Source organism: Kitasatospora sp. NPDC008115, assembly GCF_042957205.1.
In the GTDB taxonomy this organism is placed as follows: Bacteria; Actinomycetota; Actinomycetes; order Streptomycetales; family Streptomycetaceae; genus Kitasatospora.
Genome location: NZ_JBIBHU010000001.1, coordinates 297,077 through 321,611, shown reverse-complemented (window position 1 = coordinate 321,611; position 24,535 = coordinate 297,077). Strand labels below are relative to the sequence as shown.

At 74.9% G+C, this 24,535-nt stretch carries 22 protein-coding genes; 7 read left to right on the top strand and 15 right to left on the bottom strand.

Features of this window, described 5'->3' with window-relative positions; genetic code table 11:
- Positions 1–53 precede the first annotated feature (53 nt).
- Entirely contained in the window at positions 54–1,652 is a 1,599-nt protein-coding gene (locus ACFZBX_RS01380; protein WP_391530698.1) for a protein kinase, read from the top strand.
- 151 nt (positions 1,653–1,803) lie between these two features.
- Here the strand turns inward: ACFZBX_RS01380 and ACFZBX_RS01375 are convergent, their stop codons facing one another.
- The 4 genes from ACFZBX_RS01375 to ACFZBX_RS01360 all read right to left on the bottom strand — a co-directional run bounded on the left by ACFZBX_RS01375 (position 1,804) and on the right by ACFZBX_RS01360 (position 5,857).
- Positions 1,804–2,790: an ABC transporter substrate-binding protein gene (locus tag ACFZBX_RS01375; RefSeq protein WP_391530696.1), complete on the bottom strand. Its 987-nt coding sequence runs from the start codon at positions 2,788–2,790 to the stop codon at positions 1,804–1,806.
- A gap of 83 nt (positions 2,791–2,873) precedes the next feature.
- Positions 2,874–3,764 (bottom strand): ABC transporter ATP-binding protein, encoded by an 891-nt coding sequence (locus tag ACFZBX_RS01370; protein ID WP_391530694.1) that lies wholly within the window; start codon positions 3,762–3,764, stop codon positions 2,874–2,876.
- 15 nt (positions 3,765–3,779) lie between these two features.
- The gene (locus tag ACFZBX_RS01365; RefSeq protein ID WP_391530693.1) at positions 3,780–4,832 is read right to left on the bottom strand and encodes a FecCD family ABC transporter permease; all 1,053 of its coding nucleotides are present in this window, start codon (positions 4,830–4,832) and stop codon (positions 3,780–3,782) included.
- A complete protein-coding gene (locus ACFZBX_RS01360; RefSeq protein WP_391530691.1) occupies positions 4,829–5,857 on the bottom strand; it encodes a FecCD family ABC transporter permease in 1,029 nt (342 codons plus the stop codon). The genes ACFZBX_RS01365 and ACFZBX_RS01360 overlap by 4 nt, the downstream gene beginning before the upstream one ends.
- Positions 5,858–5,987: 130 nt before the next feature.
- On the opposite strand from ACFZBX_RS01360, the gene ACFZBX_RS01355 reads away from it, so the two are divergent.
- On the top strand, positions 5,988–6,620 hold the full coding sequence (locus ACFZBX_RS01355) for an HAD family hydrolase (protein ID WP_391530689.1): 633 nt from the start codon (positions 5,988–5,990) through the stop codon (positions 6,618–6,620).
- Positions 6,621–6,643: 23 nt separating this feature from the next.
- Here ACFZBX_RS01355 and ACFZBX_RS01350 read toward each other — a convergent pair whose 3' ends face one another.
- Positions 6,644–6,880 carry a hypothetical protein gene (locus tag ACFZBX_RS01350; protein ID WP_391530687.1) on the bottom strand — a complete coding sequence of 79 codons (237 nt, stop codon included), beginning with the start codon at positions 6,878–6,880 and terminating at the stop codon, positions 6,644–6,646.
- Between the two features lie 493 nt (positions 6,881–7,373).
- Between ACFZBX_RS01350 and ACFZBX_RS01345 the strand changes: the two genes are divergently transcribed.
- The gene (locus ACFZBX_RS01345; RefSeq protein WP_391530685.1) at positions 7,374–7,757 is read left to right on the top strand and encodes a cold-shock protein; all 384 of its coding nucleotides are present in this window, start codon (positions 7,374–7,376) and stop codon (positions 7,755–7,757) included.
- Between the two features lie 18 nt (positions 7,758–7,775).
- On the opposite strand, the gene ACFZBX_RS01340 is transcribed toward ACFZBX_RS01345, so the two are convergent.
- The 4 genes from ACFZBX_RS01340 to ACFZBX_RS01325 all read right to left on the bottom strand — a co-directional run bounded on the left by ACFZBX_RS01340 (position 7,776) and on the right by ACFZBX_RS01325 (position 11,420).
- Positions 7,776–8,621: a 1,4-dihydroxy-6-naphthoate synthase gene (locus ACFZBX_RS01340; RefSeq protein WP_391530684.1), complete on the bottom strand. Its 846-nt coding sequence runs from the start codon at positions 8,619–8,621 to the stop codon at positions 7,776–7,778.
- Positions 8,614–9,372, bottom strand: a complete 759-nt coding sequence (locus tag ACFZBX_RS01335) for a futalosine hydrolase (protein WP_391530682.1) — start codon at positions 9,370–9,372, stop codon at positions 8,614–8,616. The genes ACFZBX_RS01340 and ACFZBX_RS01335 overlap by 8 nt, the downstream gene beginning before the upstream one ends.
- Positions 9,373–9,382: 10 nt before the next feature.
- Complete coding sequence (locus tag ACFZBX_RS01330; RefSeq protein ID WP_391530681.1) at positions 9,383–9,916, bottom strand: hypothetical protein; 534 nt, start codon at positions 9,914–9,916, stop codon at positions 9,383–9,385.
- A 76-nt stretch (positions 9,917–9,992) separates the two neighbouring features.
- Positions 9,993–11,420: an MFS transporter gene (locus ACFZBX_RS01325; protein WP_391531034.1), complete on the bottom strand. Its 1,428-nt coding sequence runs from the start codon at positions 11,418–11,420 to the stop codon at positions 9,993–9,995.
- A gap of 509 nt (positions 11,421–11,929) precedes the next feature.
- Between ACFZBX_RS01325 and ACFZBX_RS01320 the strand changes: the two genes are divergently transcribed.
- The gene (locus ACFZBX_RS01320; protein WP_391530679.1) at positions 11,930–12,811 is read left to right on the top strand and encodes a DUF3027 domain-containing protein; all 882 of its coding nucleotides are present in this window, start codon (positions 11,930–11,932) and stop codon (positions 12,809–12,811) included.
- Positions 12,812–12,987: 176 nt separating this feature from the next.
- Entirely contained in the window at positions 12,988–16,293 is a 3,306-nt protein-coding gene (locus ACFZBX_RS01315; RefSeq protein ID WP_391530677.1) for a sacsin N-terminal ATP-binding-like domain-containing protein, read from the top strand.
- A gap of 63 nt (positions 16,294–16,356) precedes the next feature.
- On the opposite strand, the gene ACFZBX_RS01310 is transcribed toward ACFZBX_RS01315, so the two are convergent.
- Genes ACFZBX_RS01310 through ACFZBX_RS01300 form a run of 3 tightly spaced genes read right to left on the bottom strand, consistent with a single transcriptional unit; the run spans position 16,357 to position 19,439 of the window.
- Positions 16,357–16,593 carry a hypothetical protein gene (locus tag ACFZBX_RS01310; RefSeq protein ID WP_391530675.1) on the bottom strand — a complete coding sequence of 79 codons (237 nt, stop codon included), beginning with the start codon at positions 16,591–16,593 and terminating at the stop codon, positions 16,357–16,359.
- A gap of 31 nt (positions 16,594–16,624) precedes the next feature.
- Complete coding sequence (locus ACFZBX_RS01305) at positions 16,625–19,102, bottom strand: HAD-IC family P-type ATPase (RefSeq protein ID WP_391530673.1); 2,478 nt, start codon at positions 19,100–19,102, stop codon at positions 16,625–16,627.
- A gap of 52 nt (positions 19,103–19,154) precedes the next feature.
- A complete protein-coding gene (locus tag ACFZBX_RS01300) occupies positions 19,155–19,439 on the bottom strand; it encodes a DUF2530 domain-containing protein (RefSeq protein WP_380760504.1) in 285 nt (94 codons plus the stop codon).
- A 246-nt stretch (positions 19,440–19,685) separates the two neighbouring features.
- On the opposite strand from ACFZBX_RS01300, the gene ACFZBX_RS01295 reads away from it, so the two are divergent.
- Complete coding sequence (locus ACFZBX_RS01295; protein WP_391530672.1) at positions 19,686–21,149, top strand: NCS2 family permease; 1,464 nt, start codon at positions 19,686–19,688, stop codon at positions 21,147–21,149.
- Positions 21,150–21,323: 174 nt separating this feature from the next.
- Here ACFZBX_RS01295 and ACFZBX_RS01290 read toward each other — a convergent pair whose 3' ends face one another.
- Positions 21,324–21,773 carry a VOC family protein gene (locus ACFZBX_RS01290; RefSeq protein ID WP_391530670.1) on the bottom strand — a complete coding sequence of 150 codons (450 nt, stop codon included), beginning with the start codon at positions 21,771–21,773 and terminating at the stop codon, positions 21,324–21,326.
- Between the two features lie 119 nt (positions 21,774–21,892).
- On the opposite strand from ACFZBX_RS01290, the gene ACFZBX_RS01285 reads away from it, so the two are divergent.
- Positions 21,893–22,816, top strand: coding sequence for a DUF4231 domain-containing protein (locus ACFZBX_RS01285; protein WP_391530668.1), 924 nt, complete (start codon positions 21,893–21,895; stop codon positions 22,814–22,816).
- Positions 22,817–22,880: 64 nt separating this feature from the next.
- On the opposite strand, the gene ACFZBX_RS01280 is transcribed toward ACFZBX_RS01285, so the two are convergent.
- Both ACFZBX_RS01280 and ACFZBX_RS01275 read right to left on the bottom strand, forming a co-directional pair.
- A complete protein-coding gene (locus ACFZBX_RS01280; protein WP_391530667.1) occupies positions 22,881–23,672 on the bottom strand; it encodes an MHYT domain-containing protein in 792 nt (263 codons plus the stop codon).
- A gap of 274 nt (positions 23,673–23,946) precedes the next feature.
- Positions 23,947–24,390 carry a VOC family protein gene (locus ACFZBX_RS01275; RefSeq protein WP_391530665.1) on the bottom strand — a complete coding sequence of 148 codons (444 nt, stop codon included), beginning with the start codon at positions 24,388–24,390 and terminating at the stop codon, positions 23,947–23,949.
- Positions 24,391–24,535: the final 145 nt, after the last annotated feature.

Sequence of the window (24,535 nt, the reverse complement as noted above, 5' to 3'; positions counted from 1 at the left end):
GCCGCCTTCCTCCTTCCGGCGGGCCCGCCGGCGGCCGGGGCTATCGTGCACAGGTGCACGAGGCGGTCCGGGACCCCGGGCAGGGCCTCCGAGGGGAGCGGTTCCAGGTGATCGGACGCGCGCTGAACGGGCGCTACGAACTCGTCGAGATACTCGGCGTCGGCGGCATGGCCACGGTCTGGCGCGGGGTGGACCACGTGCTGGGACGCCAGGTGGCCGTCAAGGTCCTCAACGGGGGCCTCGCCGACGACCCGCGGTTCGCCGAGCGGTTCGGCCGCGAGGCGCAGCACGCCGCGATGCTGGTCCACCCGAGGATCGTCATGGTCTTCGACTCCGGGGTCGACCAGGGCTCGCCGTACATCGTGATGGAGCTGGTGCAGGGCCGCTCGCTGGCCGCGCTGCTGGCCCAGCGGCCGGCGCTGCCGGTCGAGCAGGCCGTCGGGATCGCGGCCGCGGTCTGCGAGGGGCTGGCCCACGCGCACGCGGCGGGCCTGGTGCACCGGGACATCAAGCCCGGCAACATCATGATCACCGACGACGGCGGGGTGAAGGTCGTCGACTTCGGCATCGCCCGGGCGGGCTCCTCGCACAACCTGACCCAGACCGCCTCGGTGCTCGGCACCGCCGCGTACCTGTCGCCCGAGCAGGCCACCGCGAGCCCGCTGGACGGGCGCACTGACCTGTACGCGGTCGGCTGCGTGCTCACCGAGATGCTCACCGGCGCGCCGCCGTTCACCGCCGAGACCCCGGTGGCGATCGCCTACAAGCACGTCGGGGAGCAGCCGCTGCCGCCCTCCGCCCGGCGCCCCGGCCTGCCGCCCGTGCTGGACGCGGCGGTGCTGCGGCTGCTCGCCAAGCACCCGGCCGCCCGTCCGGCGGACGCCGCCGCGGCGCGGGCCGAACTGCTGGCCTGCGTGCCGGGGCTGGTGCCCGCCGACCCGACCACCGAACTGCTCGCCGCCACCCCGCTGCCGCCCGCCTTCCCCACCGCCGCCCCGGACCAGCAGCACACCACCCTGCTGCCGCCCATGCCGGCGCCGCCCATGCCGCCGGCGGCCACCTCGGTGATGGCGCCGATCCCGGCGGGCCCGCCGCCGCTGCCGGAGCCCGAGCGGGAGAGCCGCCGCAAGCCGATCGTGTTCGGTGCCCTCGGCCTGGCCGGTGTCGCGGGCGCCGCGGTGCTCGCGCTCACCGCCTTCGACGACCCGTCCACCCCCGCCGCCGCGCCGTCCGTTCGCCCCACCGCGACCGCGACCGCCACCTCGACGCCCACCCCCACCCCCACCCCGACCCCGACCGCCACCACCCCGTCCGCCCGCCCCACCCCGACGGCCCCCGCCACCACCCCGGCCCCGTACGACCCGGCCCCGCTGATGCAGATCAACGCCCTGCGGCAGAGCATCGCGCAGACCCAGGTGGAGAAGGACCGCGCCCGCCAGGTCGAACTGCTGCGCACCCTCGACGAGGCCACCGCCCGCCTCAACGAGGGCCGCCCCGACGACGCCGCCGCCAAGCTGAAGAGCGCCCAGCGCTCCGTCCGCGACCTGGCCAGGAAGCACGCCATCGACGGCCAGACCCAGCAGAACTGGAACTCCCGGCTCTCCTCCCTCATCACCTCCCTGAACGCCGTCGCCGACGAGGAGGAGGAATGACACCACCACGGGTCCGTCCCACGAGGTCTTCGCCGGGCGCGCCGACGGCGTCCCGCGCGAACGGCTGCTCGCGGACGCCGAGGCCGCTTGCGGCACGGCCTCCAGCACCTGATCGTGGCGACGGACCCGCCCCGCGCCGGCTGAACCCCGGTCAGGCGCCGAGGAAGCGTTGGAGCTGCTGGAGGAGGTAGTTGGCGCCGGTGTAGCCGAGGGGCTGGAACCAGAGCTGGTCGTCGACGGGGAAGGCGCGGTGGGACTTGACGGCCTCCAGGGAGTGCCAGGCGGGGCTCGCCAGGGTGGCGGTGAGGCCGTTGCGGGTCGGGTCGCCGGAGCCGGCGTAGAGGAGCAGGTCGCCGTCGGCCTTCGCGAGCTGGTCGGGCGGGAGTTCCTGGTCGGCCTGGTCGGTGTTCTGGGAGTCCGGCCGGGCGAGGCCGGCCTCGGCGAGGACCGAGCCCGGGAAGTTCTGCCGCCCGTACAGCCGGATGCCGCCGCCCTCGACGAAGCGGAGCAGGCTGACCCTCCGCCCGGTGGCCTTGGCGTTCGCCAGCGCGGTCACCACCTGGTTGACGTGCCGCTGGTAGGAGGCCGCGAAGGCCGCCGCCGCGTCCTGGCGGCTGAGCGCCTGGGCGTGGGTCTGGACGTTGGCCTTCCAGGGCGCGCCGGTGGTCTGGGTGAGGACGGTCGGGGCGATCGCCCGCAGGTCGTCGTACCGGCCGCCGTCGCGGGTCTGGTTGGACAGGATGAGGTCGGGCCGCAGGGCGCGGACCGCGGCGAGGTCAGGGGCGCCGACCGGGCCGACGTAGGCGATCCGGGTGAGCCGGGAGGCGGGCCAGTAGTCGGGGAAGGCCCGGTCCGCCGCGGGCCGGGCCGCCCCGACCGGGGTGATGCCGAGGGTGAGCGCGGAGTCCAGTTCGGCGGTGTCCAGGACGACCACCCGCATCGGCGCGCCGGGCACGGTGACCGGGCCGGTGGCGGTGGCCACGGTGACCGGCGGCAGCGGGGTGGGCACGGGGGTCTCGGCGGCGGCCGGGAGGACGGCCGGCGGGGGCGCGGGGTGGCGGGTGGTGCAGCCGGTGAGCGCGGCGCCGCCGAGCCCGCCGAGCGAGGTCAGCAGGGTACGGCGGGTGAGCGGGGACATCGGCACCTCGGACGGCGGGGGGAGGGTGAACGCGGGGTGAGCGCAGTTCGTCGATTATGTCCGAATTTGTGCATAAAGTTTTGCTATGCGCCCGTCCTGACCGCCCACGGCGCGCCCGGTACCACCAACGGCGTCCCGGTCACCGGATCCGGCACCACCACCGACTCCAGCCCGAACACCTCGCGCACCAGCTGCGCCGTGACCACCTCGGCCGGCGGGCCCTGCGCGACGATCCGGCCTTCCCGCATCGCCACCAGGTGGTCCGCGTACCGGGCCGCCTGGTTGAGGTCGTGCAGCACCGCGACGATCGTCCGCCCGCGCTCCACGTTCAGCCGGCGCACCAGGTCCAGCACCTCCACCTGGTGCGCGATGTCCAGGAAGGTGGTCGGCTCGTCGAGCAGCAGGATGTCGGTGCCCTGGGCGAGCGCCATGGCGATCCAGACCCGCTGCCGCTGCCCGCCGGACAGCTCGTCCACACCGCGCTCGGCCAGCTCGGCCGTCGAGGTGCGCTCCAGCGCCTCCGCGACCGCCGCCTCGTCCTCCGCCGACCACTGCTGCCACCAGCTCTGGTGCGGCTGGCGGCCGCGCGACACCAGGTCGGCCACCGCGATGCCCTCGGGGGCGGACGGCGACTGCGGCAGCAGGCCGATCCGCCGGGCGATCTGCTTGGTGGGGACGCGCGCCAGCTCCTCGCCGTCCAGCAGCACCGCGCCGCGGGTCGGCTTCAGCAGCCGGCCGAGCGCGCGCAGCAGGGTGGACTTGCCGCAGGCGTTCGGGCCGACGATCACCGTGACCTTGCCGTCCGGGACGCGCAGCGAGAGCTGCTCGGCGACGGTCCGCGCCTCGTAGGCGAGGGTCAGGTCCCGCGCCTCCAGGCGGTGGGTGGGTACCCGGTCCGCGGTGTCGACGGACGCGGCGCCGACGGACTCGGTCTTGGCGGGCGCGGTCTCGGCGGACTCGGCGTCGGCGGGCATCGGGACCTCCACGACTCAGGCACCTCCACGGCGGGAGCGGATCAGCAGCCACATCAGGTACGGCGCGCCGACCAGCCCGGTCACCACGCCGACCGGCAGTTCGGTGGGCGCCAGCATCCGGCGGGCCAGCAGGTCGGCCAGCACGACGACCAGCGCGCCGGTGAGTGCCGAGCAGAACAGCGGGATCTGCGCCGAGCGGGCCAGTCGCACGGCGACCTGCGGGGCCATCAGCGCGACGAAGTCCACCGGACCGGCCGCGCCCGCCGCGCAGGAGGCGAGCACCACGCCGAGCAGCGCCATGCCGAGCCGGATCCGGTTCAGCCGCAGCCCGAGGCCGACGGCGGTGGCGTCGTCGAAGGAGATCGAGCGCTGCGCCCGCGCCGCCCAGAGCGCCACCGGTGCGGCGGCCAGCAGCACCCAGGCGAGCCAGCCGGCCTGGTCGTAGCCGGCGCCGTTCAGGCTGCCGGTCATCCACACCTTGGCGGCCTGCGCCTGGAAGCCGTCGCCCTTGGTGAGGAACACCGAGGTCAGCGAGGAGAGCGCGACCGAGATGCCGATGCCGATCAGCACGAAGCGCTGGGCGTGCAGCCCGCGCCGCCAGGCCAGCAGGTAGACCAGCAGGCCGGCCACCAGGCCTCCGGCGACGGCCGCGTACGGCACCTGGCCGGTGGAGTCGACCACGCCGTAGGCCAGCAGGCCGACCACGGTGGCGGTGGCGCCCCAGGAGACGCCGACCACGTCCGGGCTGGCCAGCGGATTGCGGGCGACGGTCTGGATCAGCGCCCCGGCCAGCCCGAGCGCGGCGCCGACCAGCAGGCCGACCACCACCCGGGGCAGCCGGAACTCGCCGACCACCAGCTCGTGCGGGCTGGGCTGCCCGAGCACCACCTTCAGCACCTCGCCGGGCGCCACGGTGGACTCGCCCAGGCAGAGCGAGGCGACGACGGTGGCGGCGAGCGCCAGCAGCAGGCCGAGCGTCGCGTAGCCGGAGCGCCGGTGCAGCAGGAAGGAGGCGCCCCGGGCGCGCACCACGGTGTAGCCGCGCAGCGGGACCATCGGGGCCGTCATGCTGCCACCACCTTCCGCCGCCGCACCAGCGCGACCAGGACCGGCACACCGACCAGTGCGGTCATCACACCGGCCGGAACCTCGGAGGGCGGGAACAGCACCCGTCCCAGCGTGTCGGCGAGCAGCAGCAGCGCCGGGCCGAGCAGGGCGGAGAGCGTGAGCACCCAGCGGTGGTCGGCGCCGACCACCGCGCGGGCGGCGTGCGGCACGGCCAGGCCGACGAAGGCGACCGGTCCGGCCGCCGCGACCGCCGAGCCGGTCAGCACGGTGGCGCCGAGCGCGCCGACGGCCCGGACCAGCCCGGTCTTCGCGCCGAGCCCCTTGGCGGTGTCGTCGCCGAGCGCCAGCGCGTCCAGCCCGCGCGCCACCGCGAACACCAGCACCGTGCCGACGGCCAGGAACGGCATCAGCTGCCAGGCGACGTCCGCGGTGCGGCCGGAGAGCGAGCCGACGTGCCAGAACCGGAACTGGTCCATCGCGGCGGCGTCGGTGGTGAGCACCAGGGTGTTGAGCGAGGTGATGAACGCGGACATCGCCGAGCCGGCCAGCGCCAGCTTGATCGGCGTCGCCCCGCCCCGGCCGCGCCCGGCCAGCCCGTACACCACCACGGTGGCGATCACCGCGCCGGCGAAGCCGAACCAGACGTACCCGGTGAGCGTGGAGATCCCGAACGCGGAGATCGCCAGCACCACGCCGGCCGCCGCGCCCTGGCTGACGCCGAGGATGCCGGGGTCGGCGATCGGGTTGCGGGTGACGCCCTGCATCACGGTGCCGGCCAGGCCGAGCGCCGCGCCGACCGCGAGGCCGACGACCGTGCGCGGCACCCGCAGCTCGCGGATCACGACGGCGTTGGTGGTGTCCCCGCCGTGCAGCAGGGCGTCGACGGTGTCGCCGAACGGGATGTTCCGGCTGCCGACCGCCAGGCTCAGCAGCACCGCGGCGGCCAGCACGGCCAGCGCGGCGGCGAGCCACAGTATTCGGCGGCGCAGCAGGCGGGCTCTGCCGGGCTCGGTGGTGTCGGTCATGGCTCTCTCTCGCAGATAGCTCAGGCAAACCTAAGTTCCACGCGGAAGCCGGGGCAAATCGTTCCTTCGGGCAGGTCGGCGGCCCGGAGGGCCTGGACGGCCCGGCCGGGCCGTTGGATAGCCTGGCGGCATGCCCGTCACCCCGGACACCCCGCTCACCGTCGGCTTCGACCTCGACATGACGCTGCTGGACACCAGGCCCGGCATCCGCGCGACCTATCTGGCGCTGTCGGCCGAGACCGGGACCGCCATCGACGCCGACCTGGTGGTCACCCGGCTCGGACCGCCGCTCGTCGACGAACTGCGCAACTGGTTCCCGGCCGAGCGGCTGGAGGCGGTCGTGGACCGCTACCGCACGCTCTACCGGGACCACGCCTTCGCGCCGACCGTCGCCCTGCCGGGCGCGCACGCCGCCCTGGACGCGGTCCGCGCGCACGGGGGCCGGGTCGCGGTGATCACCGGCAAGTACGAGCCGAACGCCCGGCTCCACCTGGAGCACGCGGGCCTGCGGGCGGACGCGCTGGCCGGCGACCTCTGGGCGGAGACCAAGGGCGACGCGCTGCGCGAGCACGGCGCCACCGTCTACGTCGGCGACCACCTGGGCGACATCCGGGGAGCCCGGCACGCGGGCGCCGTCGCGGTGGCGGTGGCCACCGGCCCGTACGGCCCCGAGGAACTGCGGGCGGCGGGCGCGGACGTGGTGCTGCCCGACCTCACCGCCTTCCCGGCCTGGCTGGCCGGGCACCTCGGCACGGCCGTCTGAGCCGGCCCGGTCCGAACGAGGGCTCAGGCGTCGGCGCGGGAGCGGCGGCGCTGGGCCCGCGCGGAGAGCAGCAGGCCGGTGAGGGCGAGCAGGAAGCCCAGCGGCATCAGCATGCTCAGCCAGTACGCGGCGGTGGGCAGCGGCGTCAGGCCCAGGAACAGCGGGACGAAGGTGACGAGCGTGGCGAGCGCGCCGAGCCCGAAGACGATCGCTCCGGCCTTGACGCAGGCGTCGCCGCGGTCGGGGCTCTGGCTGCTCACGGGGCTTGCTCCTCTGCGGCCGGGACGGCGGGTTCGGCTGCCGTCCCAGTCTCGCAGAGGCCGCCGGGGGCCGTTCCGGCACGGTGGCGGCGGCGGTGCCCGGGAGCGCTTCGCGGACGAGCGGTCCCGTCACGTTGCGCAGTTTTCCGGGCGCTGGGAGTTTTGATCCCTGCTGGGCGGGGGTATGCAGGCTGTGCCGAGGGGTGCGATCAGTGCGCCCCCTTTCTCTCCGACCGGGGGTGCGAGCCTGTGGACAGCGCCGAGCCGCGCCCCAGCCATGCCGGCTCCGGGTCGCCCGTGGCCGTCGGAGCCCCGTACGCATCTTGTGCGGAACGCGGATGAGACAGTGACGGACCGTTAGTCTGCTCCTCACAGCGTGCTGACCGTGCGCGCCCCAGCGGGTGCGTCCCCCAGGGCCGGCCCGCTGTCCCACCACCCAGTGATCCCCGGCCAGGGCCGGGATCCCTCACACCCACATCGAGGACTGTTCGAGATGCCCACCGGCCAGGTCAAGTGGTTCAACGAGACGAAGGGCTTCGGCTTCCTGTCGCGCGACGACGGCGGCGACGTCTTCGTCCACACCAAGGCGCTGCCCGCCGGGATCACGTCGCTGAAGCCGGGCCAGCGGGTCGAGTTCGGCGTGGTCGCCGGGCACCGCGGCGACCAGGCGATGCAGGTCCAGCTGCTGGACGCGCTGCCGTCGGTGGCCGCCGCCCAGCGCAAGAGCCCGGACGACATGGCGGCGCTCGTGCAGGACCTCATCACGATGATGGACGCGGTGCTGCCGGGCCTCCAGCACGGCCGCTACCCGGCCAAGCCGGCCGGGCAGAAGCTCGCCGTGCTGCTGCGCGCGGTGGCCGAACAGTTCGACGTCTAGGCGCCCGCGCGGCGGGGCTCAGAAGTCCAGCGCACCCGGGCCGAGCGGAGGCACCAGCCCCTCCGCGGCGGCCCGGGTGAGCAGCGCGCGTACGGCCGCCCGCCCCTCCTCGCCGAGGTCCGCGGTGAACTCGTTCACGTACAGGGCGATGTGCCGGTCCGCGACGGACGGGTCCATCTCCTGGGCGTGCTCCAGCACGTACCGGCGGCTGGCCTCCGGGTCGTCCCAGGCCTGCCGGACGGAGGCGCGGATCGTCGCGGTGAGCTCCCGCAGCCGCTCGGTGCCCAGCGAGCGCCGGGCGATGATCGCGCCCAGCGGGATCGGCAAGCCGGTCTCCCGCTCCCAGGCCTCGCCCATGTCGGCGAGGCAGCGCAGACCGTAGTCCTGGTAGGTGAACCGGGCCTCGTGGATGACCAGGCCGGCGTCCACCCGGCCGTCCCGGACGGCGGGCATGATCTCGTGGAACGGCAGCACCACGATCTCGCCGAGGCCGCCGGGCACCGCCTTGGCCGCCCAGAGCCGGAACAGCAGATAGGCGGTGGACCGCTCGGAGGGGACCGCCACCGTCCTGCCGCTCAGGTCGTCGCCGCTCTCCGGGCGGGTCAGCACCAGCGGGCCGCAGCCGCGGCCGAGCGCGCCGCCGCACGGCAGCAGGGTGTACTCGTCCAGCACCCACGGCAGGGCGGCGTAGCTGACCTTGAGGACGTCCGGCCCGCCGCGCTCGGCCAGGCCGTTGGTGACGTCGATGTCGGCGAAGGTGACCTCGGGGGCGTCCGCGCCCGGGACCAGGCCGTGCGACCAGGCGTGGAAGACGAAGGTGTCGTTCGGGCAGGGCGAGTACGCGATGCTCAGCCGTTCAGCCACGGCCGGCCTCCTTCACTAGCGCGGGGTGGGGCAGGGCGGCGAAGGCGCGCTCCAGCGCGTCCAGCGCCTCCCCGATCCGCCAGGCGGACCGGTCGCGCGGGCCCACGGCGTTGGAGACGGTGCGCAGTTCGAACGACGGCACGCCGTGCCGGGCGGCGGCCTCGGCGACCCCGAAGCCCTCCATCGCCTCGGCCACCGCGTCCGGGTGGCGGGCGGTCAGGGCGGCGGCGCGTGCGGCGCTCCCGGTGACCGTCGAGACGGTGAGCACCGTTCCGGCGACCGCGCCCAGGGACTCGGCGGCGAGCGCCACGGCGGCCGGCGCCGGGGTGTGCCGGACGGTCCCGAAGCCCAGTTCGGTGACGTCGGCGAAGCCCTCGGGGGTCTCGGCGCCCAGGTCGGCGGCGACGATCGCGGTGGCGACCACGGTCGCGCCGACAAGCGCCCGGGGGGCGAAGCCGCCGGCGATGCCGGCCGAGAGCACCAGGTCGTAGCGGGCGGCGCCGAGCGCGGTGGCGGCGGCGGCCGCCGCGGCGCCGGGGCCGACCCCGCCGGCCAGCACGTCCACCGTCACGCCCGAGGGGTGCGCGACGCGGTCCAGCGCGCCGCCCGGCAGCGCCACCCGCTCCTGCGGGGCCTGCGGCGCGCATCCCAGGCCGCGCAGCACGGCGTCGGCCTCGGCCGGTACCGCGACGACGACGAGCAGCCGGGCCCGCGCGGGGTCCGACTGCTCGTCGGGGAGTCGTACCGTCACCGGTCGACCGTCAGCTGTCCTGGGTGTTCAGCTGGAAGTACCAGACGGCGTAGATCGAGTCCGGCGCCTTCGGGTCGGTCTCGACCACGGTGATCAGGGTCTTGCCGGAGGCGTTGAGAGCCTTGCTGGCCGGCACGGAGCCCGAGAAGGTCACGTTGCGCGCCGCCGAGGCGAGGATGAACCGGCCGCCCTGGCCCTGCTGGCCGCCGTTGGTGTTGGCCCACCAGCCGCGGTCCGCGACCTCCGGGCTGACGCCGATGGCGATCCGGTCGCTGAGGACCACGTCGGACGAGGGGAGGGTGCCGTCCTCCAGGGCCTTGCCGGCCTTGTCCTGGCACTCCTCCTGCTGCTGCTCGGTCAGCGGCTGGCCGCCGTTGAAGCAGAACGGGTCGACGACCTGCGAGGAGTTGCCGACCACCAGGGTGGCGCGGTGGTCGCTGATCTCGTGCTGGTTCGACGCGTAGGCGATGGACCCGCCGACCGTGCCGGCGGCGATGACGACGACGGCGCCGAGGCCGGCGACTGCGCGGGTGCTGAGGCTCATGCGTCAGAGGCTACCGGGCTTTCGCGATCACGCTACGCGGGGGTCGGGCACCGCGTGTTGTCCGCGGGGACGCCCCCTACGCGACCCGGGGCGCGGCCGGCCGGGGGCGCAGTCCCACCCGCAGCAGCGAGCGGAGCGTCCAGAGCAGCGCCACGCCGACCACGGCGGCGGCCACCGACAGGCCGAGCGCGCCGTCCAGCGGCAGCAGGATGCCGACCGCGCCGCCCGCCACCCAGGACAGCTGGAGTGCCGTCTCCGAGCGGGCGAAGGCGGAGGTCCGCACCGACTCGGGGACGTCCCGCTGGATCAGCGCGTCCAGCGACAGCTTGCCCAGCGAGGCCGCCAGTCCGGCCGTCCCGGCGACCGCGACCACCGTCACCGTGCCGTACCAGAGCGCGGCGGCGGCCGTGGCGCAGCAGGCCAGCAGCAGCATCGCGGTGACCGTCAACTCCGGCCCGCGCGGACGCAGCCAGGCGCCGAGCACCGAGCCGAGCGCGTTGCCCGTCCCGGCGGCCAGCGCCACCAGGCCGAGCGCCAGGGTCGGCTGCAGGCCCCCGATCGGGTTGTCGCGCAGCAGGAACGCCAGGAACAGCACCAGGAAGCCGACCAGCCAGCGCATCGCCGCCATCGCGCGCAGCGCCAGGATCACCGACGGGCCGACGGTGCGCAGCGAGGCCTTGGGCCGCTGCCCGGCGGCGGGACCGGAGGCGTCGGCGTCACCGCGGCCGTGCAGCACACCGAGGTGGTGGCCCGGCGGGGGCTCCTCGGCGTGCAGCACGGCGCGCTGCTCGCCCTTGGCCGAGTCGACCGCGTGCGGCAGGTGGAAGGCCATCAGGGTGCCCGCGACGAACACCAGGAAGGCGCCGCGCAGCGGCCAGCCCGGCCCGATCAGGTGCAGCAGGCCCCCGACGCCGGCCGCGACCATGGTGGCCAGCAGCCCGGCCAGGGTGACCCGGGAGTTCGCCTTCACCAGGGAGAGCCGGCTGGGCAGCAGCCGGGGCACCACCACGCTGCGCACCACGCCGTACGCCTTGGAGGCGACCAGCACACCGAGCGCCTCCGGGTAGAGCGCCAGTCCGCCGCCGGCCACCACGCCGGCCATCGTCCAGGCGAGCACCGCGCGGGCCAGCATCGACGTCGCCATCGCGGCCCGGCGGCCGTGCGGCAGGCGGTCCAGCAGCGGGCCGATCACCGGGGCGAGCAGGGCGAACGGCGCCATGGTGACCAGCAGGTAGAGCGCCACCCGGCCACGGGCCTCGCCGGTGGGCACCGAGAAGAAGATGGTGGAGGCGAGCGCCACGGTGATCAGCATGTCGCCGAAGGCGTTCAGCGCATGCAGTTCGATCAGCTTGGCCAGCCCCGACTCGCCGGCGCCCTCGGCGGCGGTGGCCCGGCGGATCCGGCGGCCGGTGCCGTGCACCACCTTGCCGGTGCGGGAGCCGGCCGCGGAGGCGGTGCGGACCAGGAAGTGCCGGCGCGGCTCCTCCTCTTCCCCCTCGGACACCCCTGCGGCCCCGGCGCTTGCGGCGGCCTCGGTGCCGGGCAGTGGCGAGGGGTCCACGGACCGCGGTTCGTCCGCGGCGTGGACCGGAGGCTGCTGTCGCGGCACGGCGTTCGCCTCGTCGGGGCTGCCGGTCTGCGAGGCGCGCAGTGCGTGCTGCGACGGGTTCTCGTCCGCCACATGCCCATCCTGCCCCAGAATCAGGACAGTGACGCGGGATTCCACGCCGCGCCGCGCGGCCGACGGACGGCGTTCCCGATCCGGACGTCCCGGAGCCACTCCGGAGGCCCCGGACGCCCCGGACTGTGCCGGGTGGCCGACCGGCGGGTAGCCTGCCCAGGGTCCGCCCGAGGGCCCGACCGGCGCCGGCGGACCTGACGAGCGGCGCGGCCGGTATCCGCGGTGGCCCGCGGTCGCGCAGAATGGACGAGGGACACCGAGCCGCGACGGAACAGGCAACTCGCCGTGGGCGACAGAAGAACTGGGAGAGAATCGACGCCGTGAGTGCTGCGATGCGAAGCCGTACCCCTGATCGGCTCTGTGCCGAGGCCGTCGAACTCGCCCGTCAGGCCGCCGAGGACGCTGTCGGCGCCGAGACCGTCGGAGCCCACCTGGGCGTCCAGGCCGAGGCCGACCGTGTCGTCACGCATACCTTCGAGTGCCTGGACGCGGCCTACCGGGGCTGGCACTGGGCCGTCACCGTGGCCCGCGCCCCGCGCGCCAAGAACGTGACGCTGGACGAGGTCGTGCTGCTGCCCGGCGCCGACGCGGTCCTCGCCCCGCAGTGGGTGCCGTGGAGCGAGCGGCTGCGCCCGGGCGACATGGGCCCCGGGGACCTGCTCCCCACCGACGCCGACGACCTGCGCCTGGAGCCGGGCTGGACCGGCGAGGACGAGCCCGCGCCGAACTCCGCGGTGGCCCAGGCCGCGCAGGAGGACGTGCTGGTCTCCGACCCGGACATCCAGCAGGCGCCGGTGCGCGCCCAGATCAGCGCCGTCGCCGACGAGCTGGGCATGGGCCGCAGCCGGGTGCTCTCCCGGCTCGGCATGCACCTGGCCGCCGACCGCTGGGAGAAGGCGCACGGCCCGCAGACGCCGATGGCGCAGTCCGCCCCGGCCTCCTGCGTCAGCTGCGGCTTCCTGATCCCGATCGGCGGCACGCTCGGCCAGGCCTTCGGCGTCTGCGGCAACGAGTTCGGCCCGGCCGACGGCCAGATCGTCTCCTTCGCGTACGGCTGCGGCGGGCACTCCGAGGCGGCCGTCATCCCGGCGCCGCCGGCGCCCGCCGAGCTGATCCTGGACGAGCTGGTGGTCGAGCCGCTGCCGCTGCACCCGGACCGGCTCTCCGGCTCGGTCGAGCCGGACGCGCCGACCGAGGAGCTCGGCCACTCCTGAGCACGTCTGCCGTAACGGCGGCGGCCCGTCCCACCCGGTGGGACGGGCCGCCGCCGTTCCCGCCCCCGGTGGCGTCCGGCGCGCGCCGCGGCCGGGGGCGTGTCCGGCGCAGTCCTTCCGGCAAGGAAGAATGCCCCTCGTAGGGCACAACAGGGCGGCGGAAGGCGGCAGGTCCAGTGGAACCTCGGATCATCGGCAGCGGCACGGACGAGCACCACGCGGACCCCTTCGGCAGCGCCGAGCTGCGCCGCCGGGTGCTGGACGCCTGGGCCGCCTCCCCGGCCAGGTTCCGGGAGGACGCCAACGCCGAGGAGGAGCTGGCCCTCGGCGGCTACCGCGACCGGCTGGTCGTGGAGCTGGCGCAGAACGCCGCCGACGCCGCCGTCCGCGCCGGGCACGGCCCCGGCCGGCTGCGGCTCACCCTGGCGGACGGCGTGCTGGCCGCCGCGAACACCGGCGCCCCGCTGGACGCCGCCGCCGTCGAGTCGCTGTCCACCCTGCGGGCCTCCTCCAAGCGCGGCGAGCGGGACACCACCGTCGGCCGGTTCGGCGTCGGCTTCGCCGCCGTCCTCGCGGTGACCGACGAGCCCGCCGTGCTCGGTTCGGCCGGCGGGGTGCGCTGGTCGCTCGGCGAGGCCCGGGCACTGACCGGGGCGCAGCCCGCGCTCGCCGAGGAGCTGCGCCGCCGGGACGGCCACGTCCCGCTGCTGCGCCTGCCGTTCGCCGCCGAGGGCCCGGCGCCGGAGGGCTACGACACCGTGGTGGTGCTGCCGCTGCGCGACGCCGCCGCCGAGGACCTCACCCGCCGACTGCTGGCGGGCATCGACGACGCGCTGCTGCTCACCCTGCCCGGGCTGGCCGAGGTGGTGGTGGAGACCTCGGAGGGCACCCGCACGCTGACCCGCTCGGCGGCGGAGCCGCGGCCGGACGGGGTCACCGAGGTGACGGTGACGGACGACGCGGGCGGGGGGCTGCGGCGCACCGTCTGGCAGACCGCCGAGGCGGCCGGCGCGCTCGCCGCCGACCTCCTCGCCGACCGGCCCACCGAGGAGCGCGCCCGCCCGTACTGGACGGTGACCTGGGCGGTGCCGGTCTCCGACGAGGGCGCCCCGCAGCGGCCCGCGATCGCCCCGGTGCTGCACGCGCCCACCCCCAGCGACGAGCCGCTCGGCCTGCCCGCGCTGCTGATCGCCTCCTACCCGCTGGACTCCACCCGCCGGCACGTCGCCCCCGGCCCGCTCGCCGACTTCCTCACCGAGCGCGCCGCCGACGCCTACGCCGACCTGCTGCGCGCCCGCGGCGGCGACCTCGGCTCGCTCGGCCTGGTGCCCGGCCCGCTCGGCCAGGGCGCGCTGGACAACGCGCTGCGCGCCGCCGTGCTCTCCCGGCTGCCCGGCACGCCGTTCCTGCCGCACCCGGCGCCGGTCGAGGAGGGCACGCCCGCGCTGCGGCCCCGGGACGCCACGCTGCTGGAGGGCGCGGACGGCTCGGTGGTCGAGGCGCTGGCGCCGATCTTCCCCGGCCTGCTGCCGGCCGGCCTGGAACGCCGCACCGAGCTGCGGGTACTGAACGTGCGCCGGGTCCCGCTCGCCGAGGTGGTCGACCAGCTGGGCGGCCTGGACCGGGAGCCGGCCTGGTGGCGCAACCTCTACGCGGCGCTCGGCGGCGCCGACCCGGAAGCGCTCGGCGCGTTGCCGGTGCCGCTGGCCGACGGGCGGACGGTGACCGGCCCGCGCCGCGTCCTGCTGCCCTCCGACGACGCCGACTGGGCGGCCTTCCCCGGCTACCCCGAGTCGCTGGCCGGCGCGCTCGCCGTGCTCGACCTGCGGCTCGCCCACCCGGAGGCCGCCCACCCGCTGCTGGCCAAGCTCGGCGCCGGCGCGGCCACCCCGGCCGGGGTGCTGGACACGCCCGAGGTGCGGGCCGCCGTCGCCCGTTCCTACGAGCTGGCCGAGGACGATCCGGACGCCGCCGCCGACCTCGCCGAGGCGGTGCTGTCACTGGTCAGGGCGGCCGCCCCGGCGCCCGGCGAGCACCCCTGGCTGGCCCGGCTGGCGCTGCTCGACGACGAGGGCGAGCCCGCCCGCGCCGGTGAGCTGCTGCTGCCCGACAGCCCGCTCGCCGCGCTGGCGCGCGAGGACGACGCCGCCTGGGTGGACGACGAGCTGCTGGAGCGCTGGGGCCCCGAGGTGCTCGCGGCCGCCGGCGTGCCGGCCGAGTTCGTGCTGGTCCGCGCCGAGGACGTGGTGCTCGACCCGGACGACCTGGAGCGGCTCGACCCCACCGCCCCCGCCGACCGGGCGGCCGGCGGCCACCCCACCGGGCTGATCGACGAGGCGCCGGACGGCCTGGCCGAGTGGGCCGAGGACGCGCTGGAGGCGCTGCACGCCGACGACGGGGACACCTTGGGCGTCCCGCCGGTCGCCGCCGAGCTGCTCGCCGTCCGCGACCTGGACCTGGTGGACGACGACGCCTGGCCGCAGGCGCTGGCCGCGCTGGCCCGCCCGCCGTACCGGGACGCCGTCGTCACCCCCGTCCGCACCCTGCTGCCGGACGGCTCCTACGCCGACCTGCCGCCGTACACCGCCTGGTGGCTTCGCGACCACCCGGTGCTGGACGGGCGCGAGCCCGCCGGGCTGCGCGCGGCCGGCGCCGACCCGCTGCTGCGCGGCCTGTACGACGAGGCCCGCACCACCCTGGACGAGCAGTTCCTGCACGCGCTGGGGGTGCGCACCACGCTGGCCGCGCTGCTCGCCGAGCCGCACGGGCCGGACGAGGTGCTGGACCGGCTCACCGACCCGGTCGCCGAGGTCGGGCACCGCCAGTTGCACGGCATCCACAGCGCGCTGGCCCGGATCGAGGTGGAGCGGATCGAGCCGCTGGACGTGGTGCGGGCGGTGCCGCCGATGGACCGCGCCACCGGCCGCCGCCCCGACCGCACCGTCGTGGTGGACGCCGCGGACGCGGTCGTCGCGGACGCCCCCGACCTGGTGGAGCTGCTGCACGACCACCCGCTGCTGCCGGTCGCCCCGGCGCTCGCCGCCGACCTCGCCGAGCGGCTGCACGTCTCGCTGGCCAGCGAGGTGGCCGGCGGACGGGTGCTCTCCCAGGGCTCGCTGCACCGGGTGCCGGCCGTGGTGCGGGAGCTGCTGCCCGGCTGCCCGGTCGCCTACGAGGAGCACGAGGAGCTGCTGGTGGTCGGCCCGGACGGCGAGGAGGCCGCCGTGGACTGGCGCTGGGACGGCGCGGGCGGCACCCCGGAGGCGCCGTACGACCCGGAGTCGGCCGAGGAGGCGGACGAGGACGACGAGTTCGAGCTCCCGCCGGTGCCCGGGCTGCTGCACGCCGCCACGCCGGAGGGGCTGGCCGCCGGACTGGCCTGGTCGGTCGGGCAGTGGCACCGCCGGTTCGAGGTGCTGGCCGCGCTCAGTGAGCCGGACCGCGCCTACGAGCTGTCCGCCGCCCGGGACTTCGAGGGCTGAGAGCCGTCCCCTCCGGCTCCCGCTTCGGCTCCGCCCTCCGGCTCCCGCTTCGGCTCCCGTGCCTCAGGAACGGGAGCCGGGGCGGGTCCGGCCGCGGGCGATCAGCCGCAGGTAGATCGTGACGGTGGCGACCACCCAGGCGGCCGTCAGCACGGCGATCACCACCTTGGTCAGCCGAGGCCCGGGGTGGATCCCGGCCAGCGCGCCGGCCCCCGCCATCGCCAGGGCCAGCACCCCGGTGATCAGCAACCCACCCAGGAAGGCCGCGAAGGCCTCCAGTTCACCGCCCCTGCGCCCCATCGCGGCCACCCCCCGTCGCCCGGTCCAGAGGTCAATCATCGGTGCGGCGGCGCATGATCCGCCAGACCACCTCCAGGACCACTCCGGCGGTGACCGCGATGGCGACGCCGATCCACGGGTCCCGGGTGCCGGCCAGCGAGAGCTGGAAGAAGTCGGAGAGCCACGGCACGGTCAGCACCAGGGTGAACACCCCGCTCATCGTCCCGATCAGCAGCAGCCGCCACCAGTTGTAGGGGCGGGCCACGATCGCCAGCACCCAGATCGCCACCAGGAAGAGCGTCAGGGTCGCCACGCTGGTGTCCGACTTCAGGTCGGTGGCGTGGTTGGCACGGGCCAGCGCGTACGCGCTGAAGGTGGCCGTCCCCGCGATGAGGCCGCCCGGGACCGCCAGCCGTAGCACCCGGCGCACGAAGCCGGTGCGGGCGCGCTCGTTGTTGGGCGCGAGCGCCAGGAAGAAGGCCGGCACGCCGATCGTCAGGGTGGACAGCACGGTGGAATGCCGGGGCAGGAACGGGTACGGGGAGTGGGTGAAGATCACCAGCAGCGCCAGCAGCACCGAGTAGACCGTCTTGACCAGGAACAGTCCGGCCACCCGCTCGATGTTGCCGATCACCCGGCGGCCCTCGGCGACCACCGAGGGCATCACCGCGAAGGAGTTGTTCAGCAGCACGATCTGGGCGACCGCCTTGGTCGCGTCGCTGCCGCTGCCCATCGCCACGCCGATGTCCGCGTCCTTGAGCGCCAGCACGTCGTTGACGCCGTCGCCGGTCATCGCCACGGTGTGCCCGCGTGACTGCAGCGCGCCGACCAGCTGGCGCTTCTGCTGCGGGGTGACCCGGCCGAAGACGGTGGTGCGCTCGGCGGTGTCGGCGAAGGAGTTCGGCTCGGTGGGCAGGGCGCGCGCGTCCACCGGGTGGTCGGCGCCGGGCAGCCCGAGGTGGGCGGCGACCGCGCCGACCGAGACGGCCGCGTCGCCGGAGATCACCTTCGCCTGGACCCGCTGGCCCTCGAAGTAGCGCAGCGTCTCGGCGGCGTCCTCGCGCAGCCGCTGCTGGAGCACCACCAGGGCGAGCGGGCGCAGTCCGGCGGCCGGGTCCGGGGCGTCCAGCGGGACGGGCGTGCGGCCCAGCAGTAGCACCCGCAGGCCCTGGGCGCCCAGCTCGTCCACCTCGGCCAGCGCCGGGTGGCCGGAGGGCAGCAGCACGTCGGGGGCGCCGAGCAGCCAGCTGGCCTCGTCGCCGCGCGGCTCCAGGAGTTGCACGCCGCTCCACTTGCGGGCGGAGGAGAACGGCATCGCCTCGATCACCCGCCAGCCGTCGCCGCCGCCGCGCCCGTCGCCGTAGGCGTCGATGACGGCCTGCATCGACGGGTTGGGGCGGGCGTCGGCGCCGGCCATCACGCCGAGCGCCTGCTTGACGGTCTCCTTGAGGGCGCCGTCGTCCGGCCCGCCGGGCTCCTCGGCGGGCGCGCCGCCCTCGTCGGCCCCGATGATCCGCAGGTCGACGACGTCCATGCCGCCCTCGGTGAGGGTGCCGGTCTTGTCCAGGCAGACCGTGTCCACCCGGGCCAGCCCCTCGATCGCGGGCAGCTCCTGCACCAGGCACTGCCGGCGTCCCAGCCGGACCACGCCGATCGCGAAGGCCACCGAGGTCAGCAGCACCAGGCCCTCGGGCACCATCGGCACGATCCCGGCGATCATCCGGCGGACCGCCTCGCGCCAGTCCCGGCCCTCCACCGCCAGCTGGCTGATGATCAGACCGATCGCGGTCGGCACCAGCAGCCAGGTGATGAACCGCAGGATGCTGTCGATGCCGCTGCGCAGCTCCGACCGCACCAGGGTGAACCGGCTCGCCTCCTCGGCCAGCTGCGCCGCGTACGCCTCGCGGCCGACCTTGGTGGCGGTGAACGCGCCCGCGCCGGCCACCACGAAGCTGCCGGACATCACCGGGTCGCCGGGCTGCTTGAGCACCGGGTCCGGTTCGCCGGTGAGCAGCGACTCGTCGATCTCCAGGCCGTCCGCCTCGGTGACCTCGCCGTCGACGATCACCTTGTCGCCGATGCCGAGCAGCACGGTGTCGTCCAGCACGATCTCGCCGACCGCGACCTGCCGGGCGGTGCCGTCCCGGCGCACCTGGGGCCTGGCCTCGCCGATCAGCGCGAGGCTGTCCAGGGTCTTCTTGGCGCGCAGCTCCTGGATGATGCCGATCGCCGTGTTGGCGACGATGACCAGGCCGAACAGCCCGTCCTGGAGCGGACCGACGACCAGGATGATCGCGAACATCACACCGATGATCGCGTTGAACCGGGTGAAGACGTTGGCCCGGACGATCTCCCGGGCGGAGCGGCTGGAGCGGGCCGGTACGTCGTTGACCTGGCCGCGCGCGATCCGCTCGGCCACCTCGGAGGCGGTCAGCCCGCCGCGCCGCCCCGGCAGCAGACCGAGGGGGTGGGCGCCGTCCGGCGGGTCACCGGCGGGCTGTTCCTCGGCGGGCTGCGCAGGCTGCGTCATGGCACCGACTCTACGGGCGCCTTATGTCCGATGCGTGCTACTAAAGGACCATTCAGTCCGACCGGGTGGCCGGGTTCTGCGCCTCCGCCGCGGCGGCGGCCCGGCTGCGCGCGATGGCGTCCCGGCGGGCCCGGCAGTACCAGAGGCCGATCAGTCCGAGTCCGCCGCCGGCCAGGCAGATCCACGGCCAGTTGCCGTGGCCGTGGTCGGAGAGCGTGCCCCAGAACGGGAGCAGGACCACGAACGCCACGAACCAGAGCACCGTGCCGCCGCCGACGATGGCGACGTCGTTGGCCTCCAGCGGCGGGGGAGAGGGGTGCAGTGGCGTCTTGGGCATGGGGCCTAGGGTACGGTGCTGGCGCACGTCCGACCGATTCGGTGCGGGGCTGTCCGCGCTTGTTACAGGGGTTATTCGTTCTACGCGCGAAGATAGCGTACGAGCGATCGGGGAACCCATACTTGTCTCTCCGGTCGGTCGCGGCATGCTCAGGACACCGTGCTTCGTGCCCGTCCCACCGGGTCGCCCGGCCACCGTCGTCCCGGGCGGGTCCCCCTCTCCTCCGCCCCCCACAGAGGACGCAGCATGCCCGTGGCCCAGCCGACCACCGAGTCGCCCGAGCCCGCCCAGCCCGACACGCCGAAGCCCCCGTTCGGCGCGCTGGACCGCTTCTTCCGGATCAGCGAGCGCGGCTCCACCCTGCCGCGCGAGATCCGCGGTGGCGTCGCCACCTTCTTCACCATGGCGTACATCCTGGTGCTGAACCCGATCATCCTGGCCAGCGCCACGGACATGACCGGGGCCCACCTGGACAGCGCCCAGCTGGTCACCGCCACCGCGCTCACCGCGGGCCTGACCACGCTGCTCATGGGCGTCATCGGCAACGTCCCGATCGGCCTCGCCGCCGGCCTCGGCGTCAACACCATCGTGGCCCTCCAGCTCGCGCCCAAGATGACCTGGCCGGACGCCATGGGCATGGTCGTGCTGGCCGGCTTCGCGATCATGCTGCTGGTCGCCACCGGCCTGCGCGAGCGGGTCATGAGCGCCGTCCCGCTCGGCCTGCGCAAGGCCATCGCGATCGGCATCGGCCTGTTCATCACCCTGGTCGGCCTGGTCGACTCCGGCTTCGTCAGCCGCATCCCGGACGCCGCCCACACCACCGTCCCGCTCCAGCTCGGCACCGGCGGCCACCTGACCGGCTGGCCGGTCCTGGTCTTCGTGCTCGGCCTGCTGCTCACCCTCGTCCTGCTGGTCCGCAAGGTCCCCGGCGCGATCCTGGTCTCCATCGCCGTGATGACCGGCGTGGCCGTCGTGATCGACAAGTTCGCCGACATCCCCGCCCTCAGCTGGGGCCTGACCGTCCCGGCCTGGCCGGGCAACCCGGTCGCCGCCCCCGACTTCGGCCTGGTCGGCGAGGTCAGCCTGTTCGGCGGCTTCGAGAAGGTCGGCGTCCTCACCGGCGTGCTCTTCGTCTTCACCGTCCTGATGTCCTGCTTCTTCGACGCGATGGGCACCATCCTCGGCGTCGCCGACGAGGCCCACCTGCTGGACGAGAAGGGCGACCTGCCCGGCATCAACAAGGTCCTGATGATCGACGGCATCGCCACCGCGGCGGGCGGCGCGACCTCCTCCTCCGCCAACACCTGCTTCGTCGAGTCCACCGCCGGCGTCGGCGAGGGCGCCCGCACCGGCTTCGCCTCCATCGTCACCGGCGGCCTCTTCGTGGTGGCCCTCTTCCTCACCCCCCTCGCCACCATGGTCCCCGCCCAGGCCGCCACCCCCGCCCTGGTCACCGTCGGCTTCCTGATCCTCGCCAACTCCGTGCGGGACATCGACTGGTCCGACTACACCATCGCGATCCCGGCCTTCCTGACCATCGCGATGATGCCGTTCACCTACTCCATCACCAACGGCATCGGCTTCGGCTTCATCACCTTCTGCGTCCTGCGCCTCGCCGTCGGCCGCGGCCGGGAGGTGCCGGTCCCGATGTACGCGGTCGCCTCGGTCTTCGCGTTCTACTACCTGATGCCGGCCCTCGGCCTGCTCTGATCCCCGCTGAGCCTCGACGGCCCCGCACCTTCCCGGGTGCGGGGCCGTCGGCGTCGGTGCGGAGGGGGCGGGACCAGTCCTCGTCGGAGAAGGTGTGCGTCCCGTGTCGGGAGTGAATTCCCGGCGGGGTCGGAAACGGGAAGCGCCCGGATTCCGAGGCCGGCCGGGCGCGCGTCAGTGGACGCAGAACTCGTTGCCCTCGGGGTCCTGCATGACGGTCCAGGAGCCGCCCGGTTCGGCGACCTCGCGCAGGGTGGTGGCGCCGAGGGCTTCGAGGCGGGTGACGGTGGCGGCGCGGGCGTCGGGGCCGGGGTGGAGGTCGAGGTGGAGGCGGTTTTTGCCCTGCTTCGGCTCCGGGACGCGCTGGAAGAGCACGCGCCGGCCGAGCCCGGTGTCGCTGACGGGGTCGTGCGGGTCATCGGGGTGGCGGACGGCGGCGAGGGACAGCCAGGCCTGCCGGCCGTCGACCTCGGTGAGCAGGTCCGGGGTGATCGCGCCCGCCTTGAGCAGACCGGAGATCAGGGTGCTGTGGTCCTCAAGGGTGTAGTCGAGGGCGGCGGCCCAGAAGGCGGCCTGGCGGTGCGGGTCGGTGGCGTCGATCACGAGCTTCCAGTGCACGGTCATGTAACCGGTTATAGGGGTTGCGGGCGGCTGGGGGCAAGAGGGGATCTCAAGGAGGCACCGGTGTAGCGGAGTTGGCGAGGGGCATACTCCGGGCGGAGACGGGGGAGGGGAGCGGTTCGATGGTGAGACAGGATCCGCCGGCGGGGGTCGAGGCGCAGCTGTTGCCGGAGTTGTTCCGGACGGCCGACCAGGCCTCGCTGTCCGGCCAGCAGCAGACGCTGCTCTGGTACCGGGGGCTCATCTCGATGCTGGTGATCGCGGCGGTGGTGGGTTCGCTGCCCGGGCCGGACGACAAGGGGGCCGCCGACATCACGCCGCTGTTCTCGGTGGTGGCGTTCCTGGTGGCCGGGTACTTCTGGCTGCGGCTGCGCCGCAGCAATCCGCAGGCGCGGTGGTACGAGGCGCGGGCGGCGGCCGAGTCGGTGAAGACGCTGGCCTGGAAGTACTCGGTGCGGGCCCGGCCGTTCGAGGGTGACGCGGAGTCGGCGGACGTCGACCGCGGCTACCTGCTGCAAGTCGAGGACGTGCTGCGGGCGTTCGAGGACCCGGCGATCGTGCCGCCGGGGTCGGTCGCCGAGATCACCCCGGAGATGCGCCGGGTGCGGGCGGAGTCGCTGACCGCGCGGCGCACCCTGTACCTGCGCACCCGGGTGGAGGGCCAGCGGACGTGGTACCGCTCGCGTGCCGAGTCCTGCGAGTCGCAGGCGGTCACCTGGGGCCTGGGCGTGGCGGCGCTGATCATCATCGGTGCGGCGGCGGCCGTCGCCCAGGCGACCGGGGCGTTGCAGGTGCACGTCTTCGGTGCCACCTCGGCGGCGGCCGCGGCCGTGATCGCCTGGACGCAGCTGAAGCAGCTCCGCCCGCTGGCGGCCGCGTACCAGCTGGCGGCGCGGGAGTTGGAGAACGTCGGCAACCAGCTGTCCGACCTCGACCCGCGGACGCCGGACGCCGAGCAGCGCTGGGCCCGGCTGGCCGCGGAGGCGGAGGACGCGGTGTCGCGCGAGCACACCACCTGGCGGGCGCGGCGGGCCTTCCCGCGCTGACGCGCCGAAGGGCCGGCCGCGCCCGCCAGGTCGTCGCGACCGCCGGATCACCGCTGGCGCGCGGTCACCGCTCGCGCGGAGTGAGCGGGGCCAGCGGCGCGGCGCGGCCGACCAGGACCGGCTGCGCGCCGGCCGCGGACCGGCTCGGTGACACCGCGAAGGCCAGCGAGCCGATGAAGATGAAGCAGCCGAGCCCGGCCACCAGCGGGAAGATGAACTGCAGCGCCATCAGCCCGTCCTCGACCGTCCGCGCGCTGTACAGCCGGACGGAGACGGCGGCCATCCCGGTGTAGTGCATCGCGCAGACCGCGACGCCCATCACCGGCGCGGCGGCGAGCACGGCGAGGGTGCTCCGGATGTTGAGCGCGGCCCACAGCGCGGCGGTCGCCGCGAACACCGCGATGCCGACGGAGAGCGCGACGGTGTCCCGGTCGTAGCCGACGAAGCCGGGCAGCACCATCGCGGCCATGCCGAGGTAGTGCATCGCCGCGACCCCGAGGCCGGTGGTCAGCCCGCCCGCCAGCAGCGCCGTCCACCGGCGTCGGCCGTAGCCGACGGAGAACACGCCGATGCCGACGACCGCGATCGCCACGAGCAGGCTGAGCACGGTGAGGTCGGGCCGGTAGCTGATCTCCGCGCCGGTGACGGAGAAGCCGAGCATCGCGATGAAGTGCATCGACCAGATGCCCGCACCGAGCGAGGCCGAGGCGAAGAGCAGCCAGTAGACGCGGGTGCGGCCGGTGGAGACCAGCGCCCAGCGGGTTCCGCGCAGGGCGACGAAGGCGCCGAGGCAGGCGACCAGGTACGAGGCCGCCGGTGTCACCCAGCCGTGGTTGGCGTGGTGGATCTCGCCCACGAGGGACTCCTGATGAGGGTTGGGAGGGGGAGCACCGACACCAGGGCAGGGCGGACCGGCCGGCCGTGAACCGGGTCCGTGAGGGGGGACGCCTGGGGTGGGGGGTGCCCTGACACCGCCGGAGAGTAGCGGCTCCCGATGAGTCCCACAATGTGCGGTTTTCTTGTGAAATCGCAGGTCAGAGGCGCCCTTCACGCGATCGGCATGATCTTGGCACCAAGCCCTGACGCACTCTTCCCAAAAGCGTCCGATCTGCCTAAATCGGACGCAATGGTCAGGCGTCCAGGGGTGCTAGGCCGAACGGGTGGCCGGCCGGGTCGATCAGGACCTTGAGCGTGCGGCCGTGCTGGTAGGTGGGCTCGGTCGCGCCCAGGGCCAGGGCGCGGGCGGTGGCCGCCTCCAGGTCGTCCACGTAGAAGTCCAGGTGGAAGTGCTTGCCGCCGTCCGGCTCGGTCCACGGCTCCGGCCGGTACCCGCTGACCCGGCCGAAGCCGAGCGGGCTGCCGCCCTCGGGGTTGTCCAGGATGGCGAACCGCTCGTCCACGTGCCGGGTCTCCCATCCGAGCAGCTCGCCGTAGAAGGCGGCCAGCGCGACCGGGTCGGCGCAGTCGATGGTGACCATGGCGAGGCGGGCGAAGCCGGTGTCGTTCTGCCCGGCCTGCTCGGCCGCGCGGGCCGGGTCGACCGTGGCGGCTTGCTCGGCGGCGACGTCGGTCATGGCTGGTCGACCCTTCTGCTGAGCGGTACTGCGGCTCCGGGGCCCGCGTGGACCGGGCCTCAGGACCAGCATCGCACTGGGAGTCACGGAGGGCACGGCCAGTCGGGGCGGGGTGGGGGGAGTGCGGAGACGGATGGGCGTCCTC

Coding starts and splice junctions, on each gene's coding strand:
- ACFZBX_RS01375 (WP_391530696.1), bottom strand. CDS start 2,790: ATGTCCCCGCTCACCCGCCGTACCCTGCTGACCTCGCTCGGCGGGCTC.
- ACFZBX_RS01370 (WP_391530694.1), bottom strand. CDS start 3,764: ATGCCCGCCGACGCCGAGTCCGCCGAGACCGCGCCCGCCAAGACCGAG.
- ACFZBX_RS01365 (WP_391530693.1), bottom strand. CDS start 4,832: ATGACGGCCCCGATGGTCCCGCTGCGCGGCTACACCGTGGTGCGCGCC.
- ACFZBX_RS01360 (WP_391530691.1), bottom strand. CDS start 5,857: ATGACCGACACCACCGAGCCCGGCAGAGCCCGCCTGCTGCGCCGCCGA.
- ACFZBX_RS01355 (WP_391530689.1), top strand. CDS start 5,988: ATGCCCGTCACCCCGGACACCCCGCTCACCGTCGGCTTCGACCTCGAC.
- ACFZBX_RS01345 (WP_391530685.1), top strand. CDS start 7,374: ATGCCCACCGGCCAGGTCAAGTGGTTCAACGAGACGAAGGGCTTCGGC.
- ACFZBX_RS01330 (WP_391530681.1), bottom strand. CDS start 9,916: ATGAGCCTCAGCACCCGCGCAGTCGCCGGCCTCGGCGCCGTCGTCGTC.
- ACFZBX_RS01320 (WP_391530679.1), top strand. CDS start 11,930: ATGCGAAGCCGTACCCCTGATCGGCTCTGTGCCGAGGCCGTCGAACTC.
- ACFZBX_RS01310 (WP_391530675.1), bottom strand. CDS start 16,593: ATGGGGCGCAGGGGCGGTGAACTGGAGGCCTTCGCGGCCTTCCTGGGT.
- ACFZBX_RS01305 (WP_391530673.1), bottom strand. CDS start 19,102: ATGACGCAGCCTGCGCAGCCCGCCGAGGAACAGCCCGCCGGTGACCCG.
- ACFZBX_RS01300 (WP_380760504.1), bottom strand. CDS start 19,439: ATGCCCAAGACGCCACTGCACCCCTCTCCCCCGCCGCTGGAGGCCAAC.
- ACFZBX_RS01295 (WP_391530672.1), top strand. CDS start 19,686: ATGCCCGTGGCCCAGCCGACCACCGAGTCGCCCGAGCCCGCCCAGCCC.
- ACFZBX_RS01290 (WP_391530670.1), bottom strand. CDS start 21,773: ATGACCGTGCACTGGAAGCTCGTGATCGACGCCACCGACCCGCACCGC.
- ACFZBX_RS01285 (WP_391530668.1), top strand. CDS start 21,893: ATGGTGAGACAGGATCCGCCGGCGGGGGTCGAGGCGCAGCTGTTGCCG.
- ACFZBX_RS01275 (WP_391530665.1), bottom strand. CDS start 24,390: ATGACCGACGTCGCCGCCGAGCAAGCCGCCACGGTCGACCCGGCCCGC.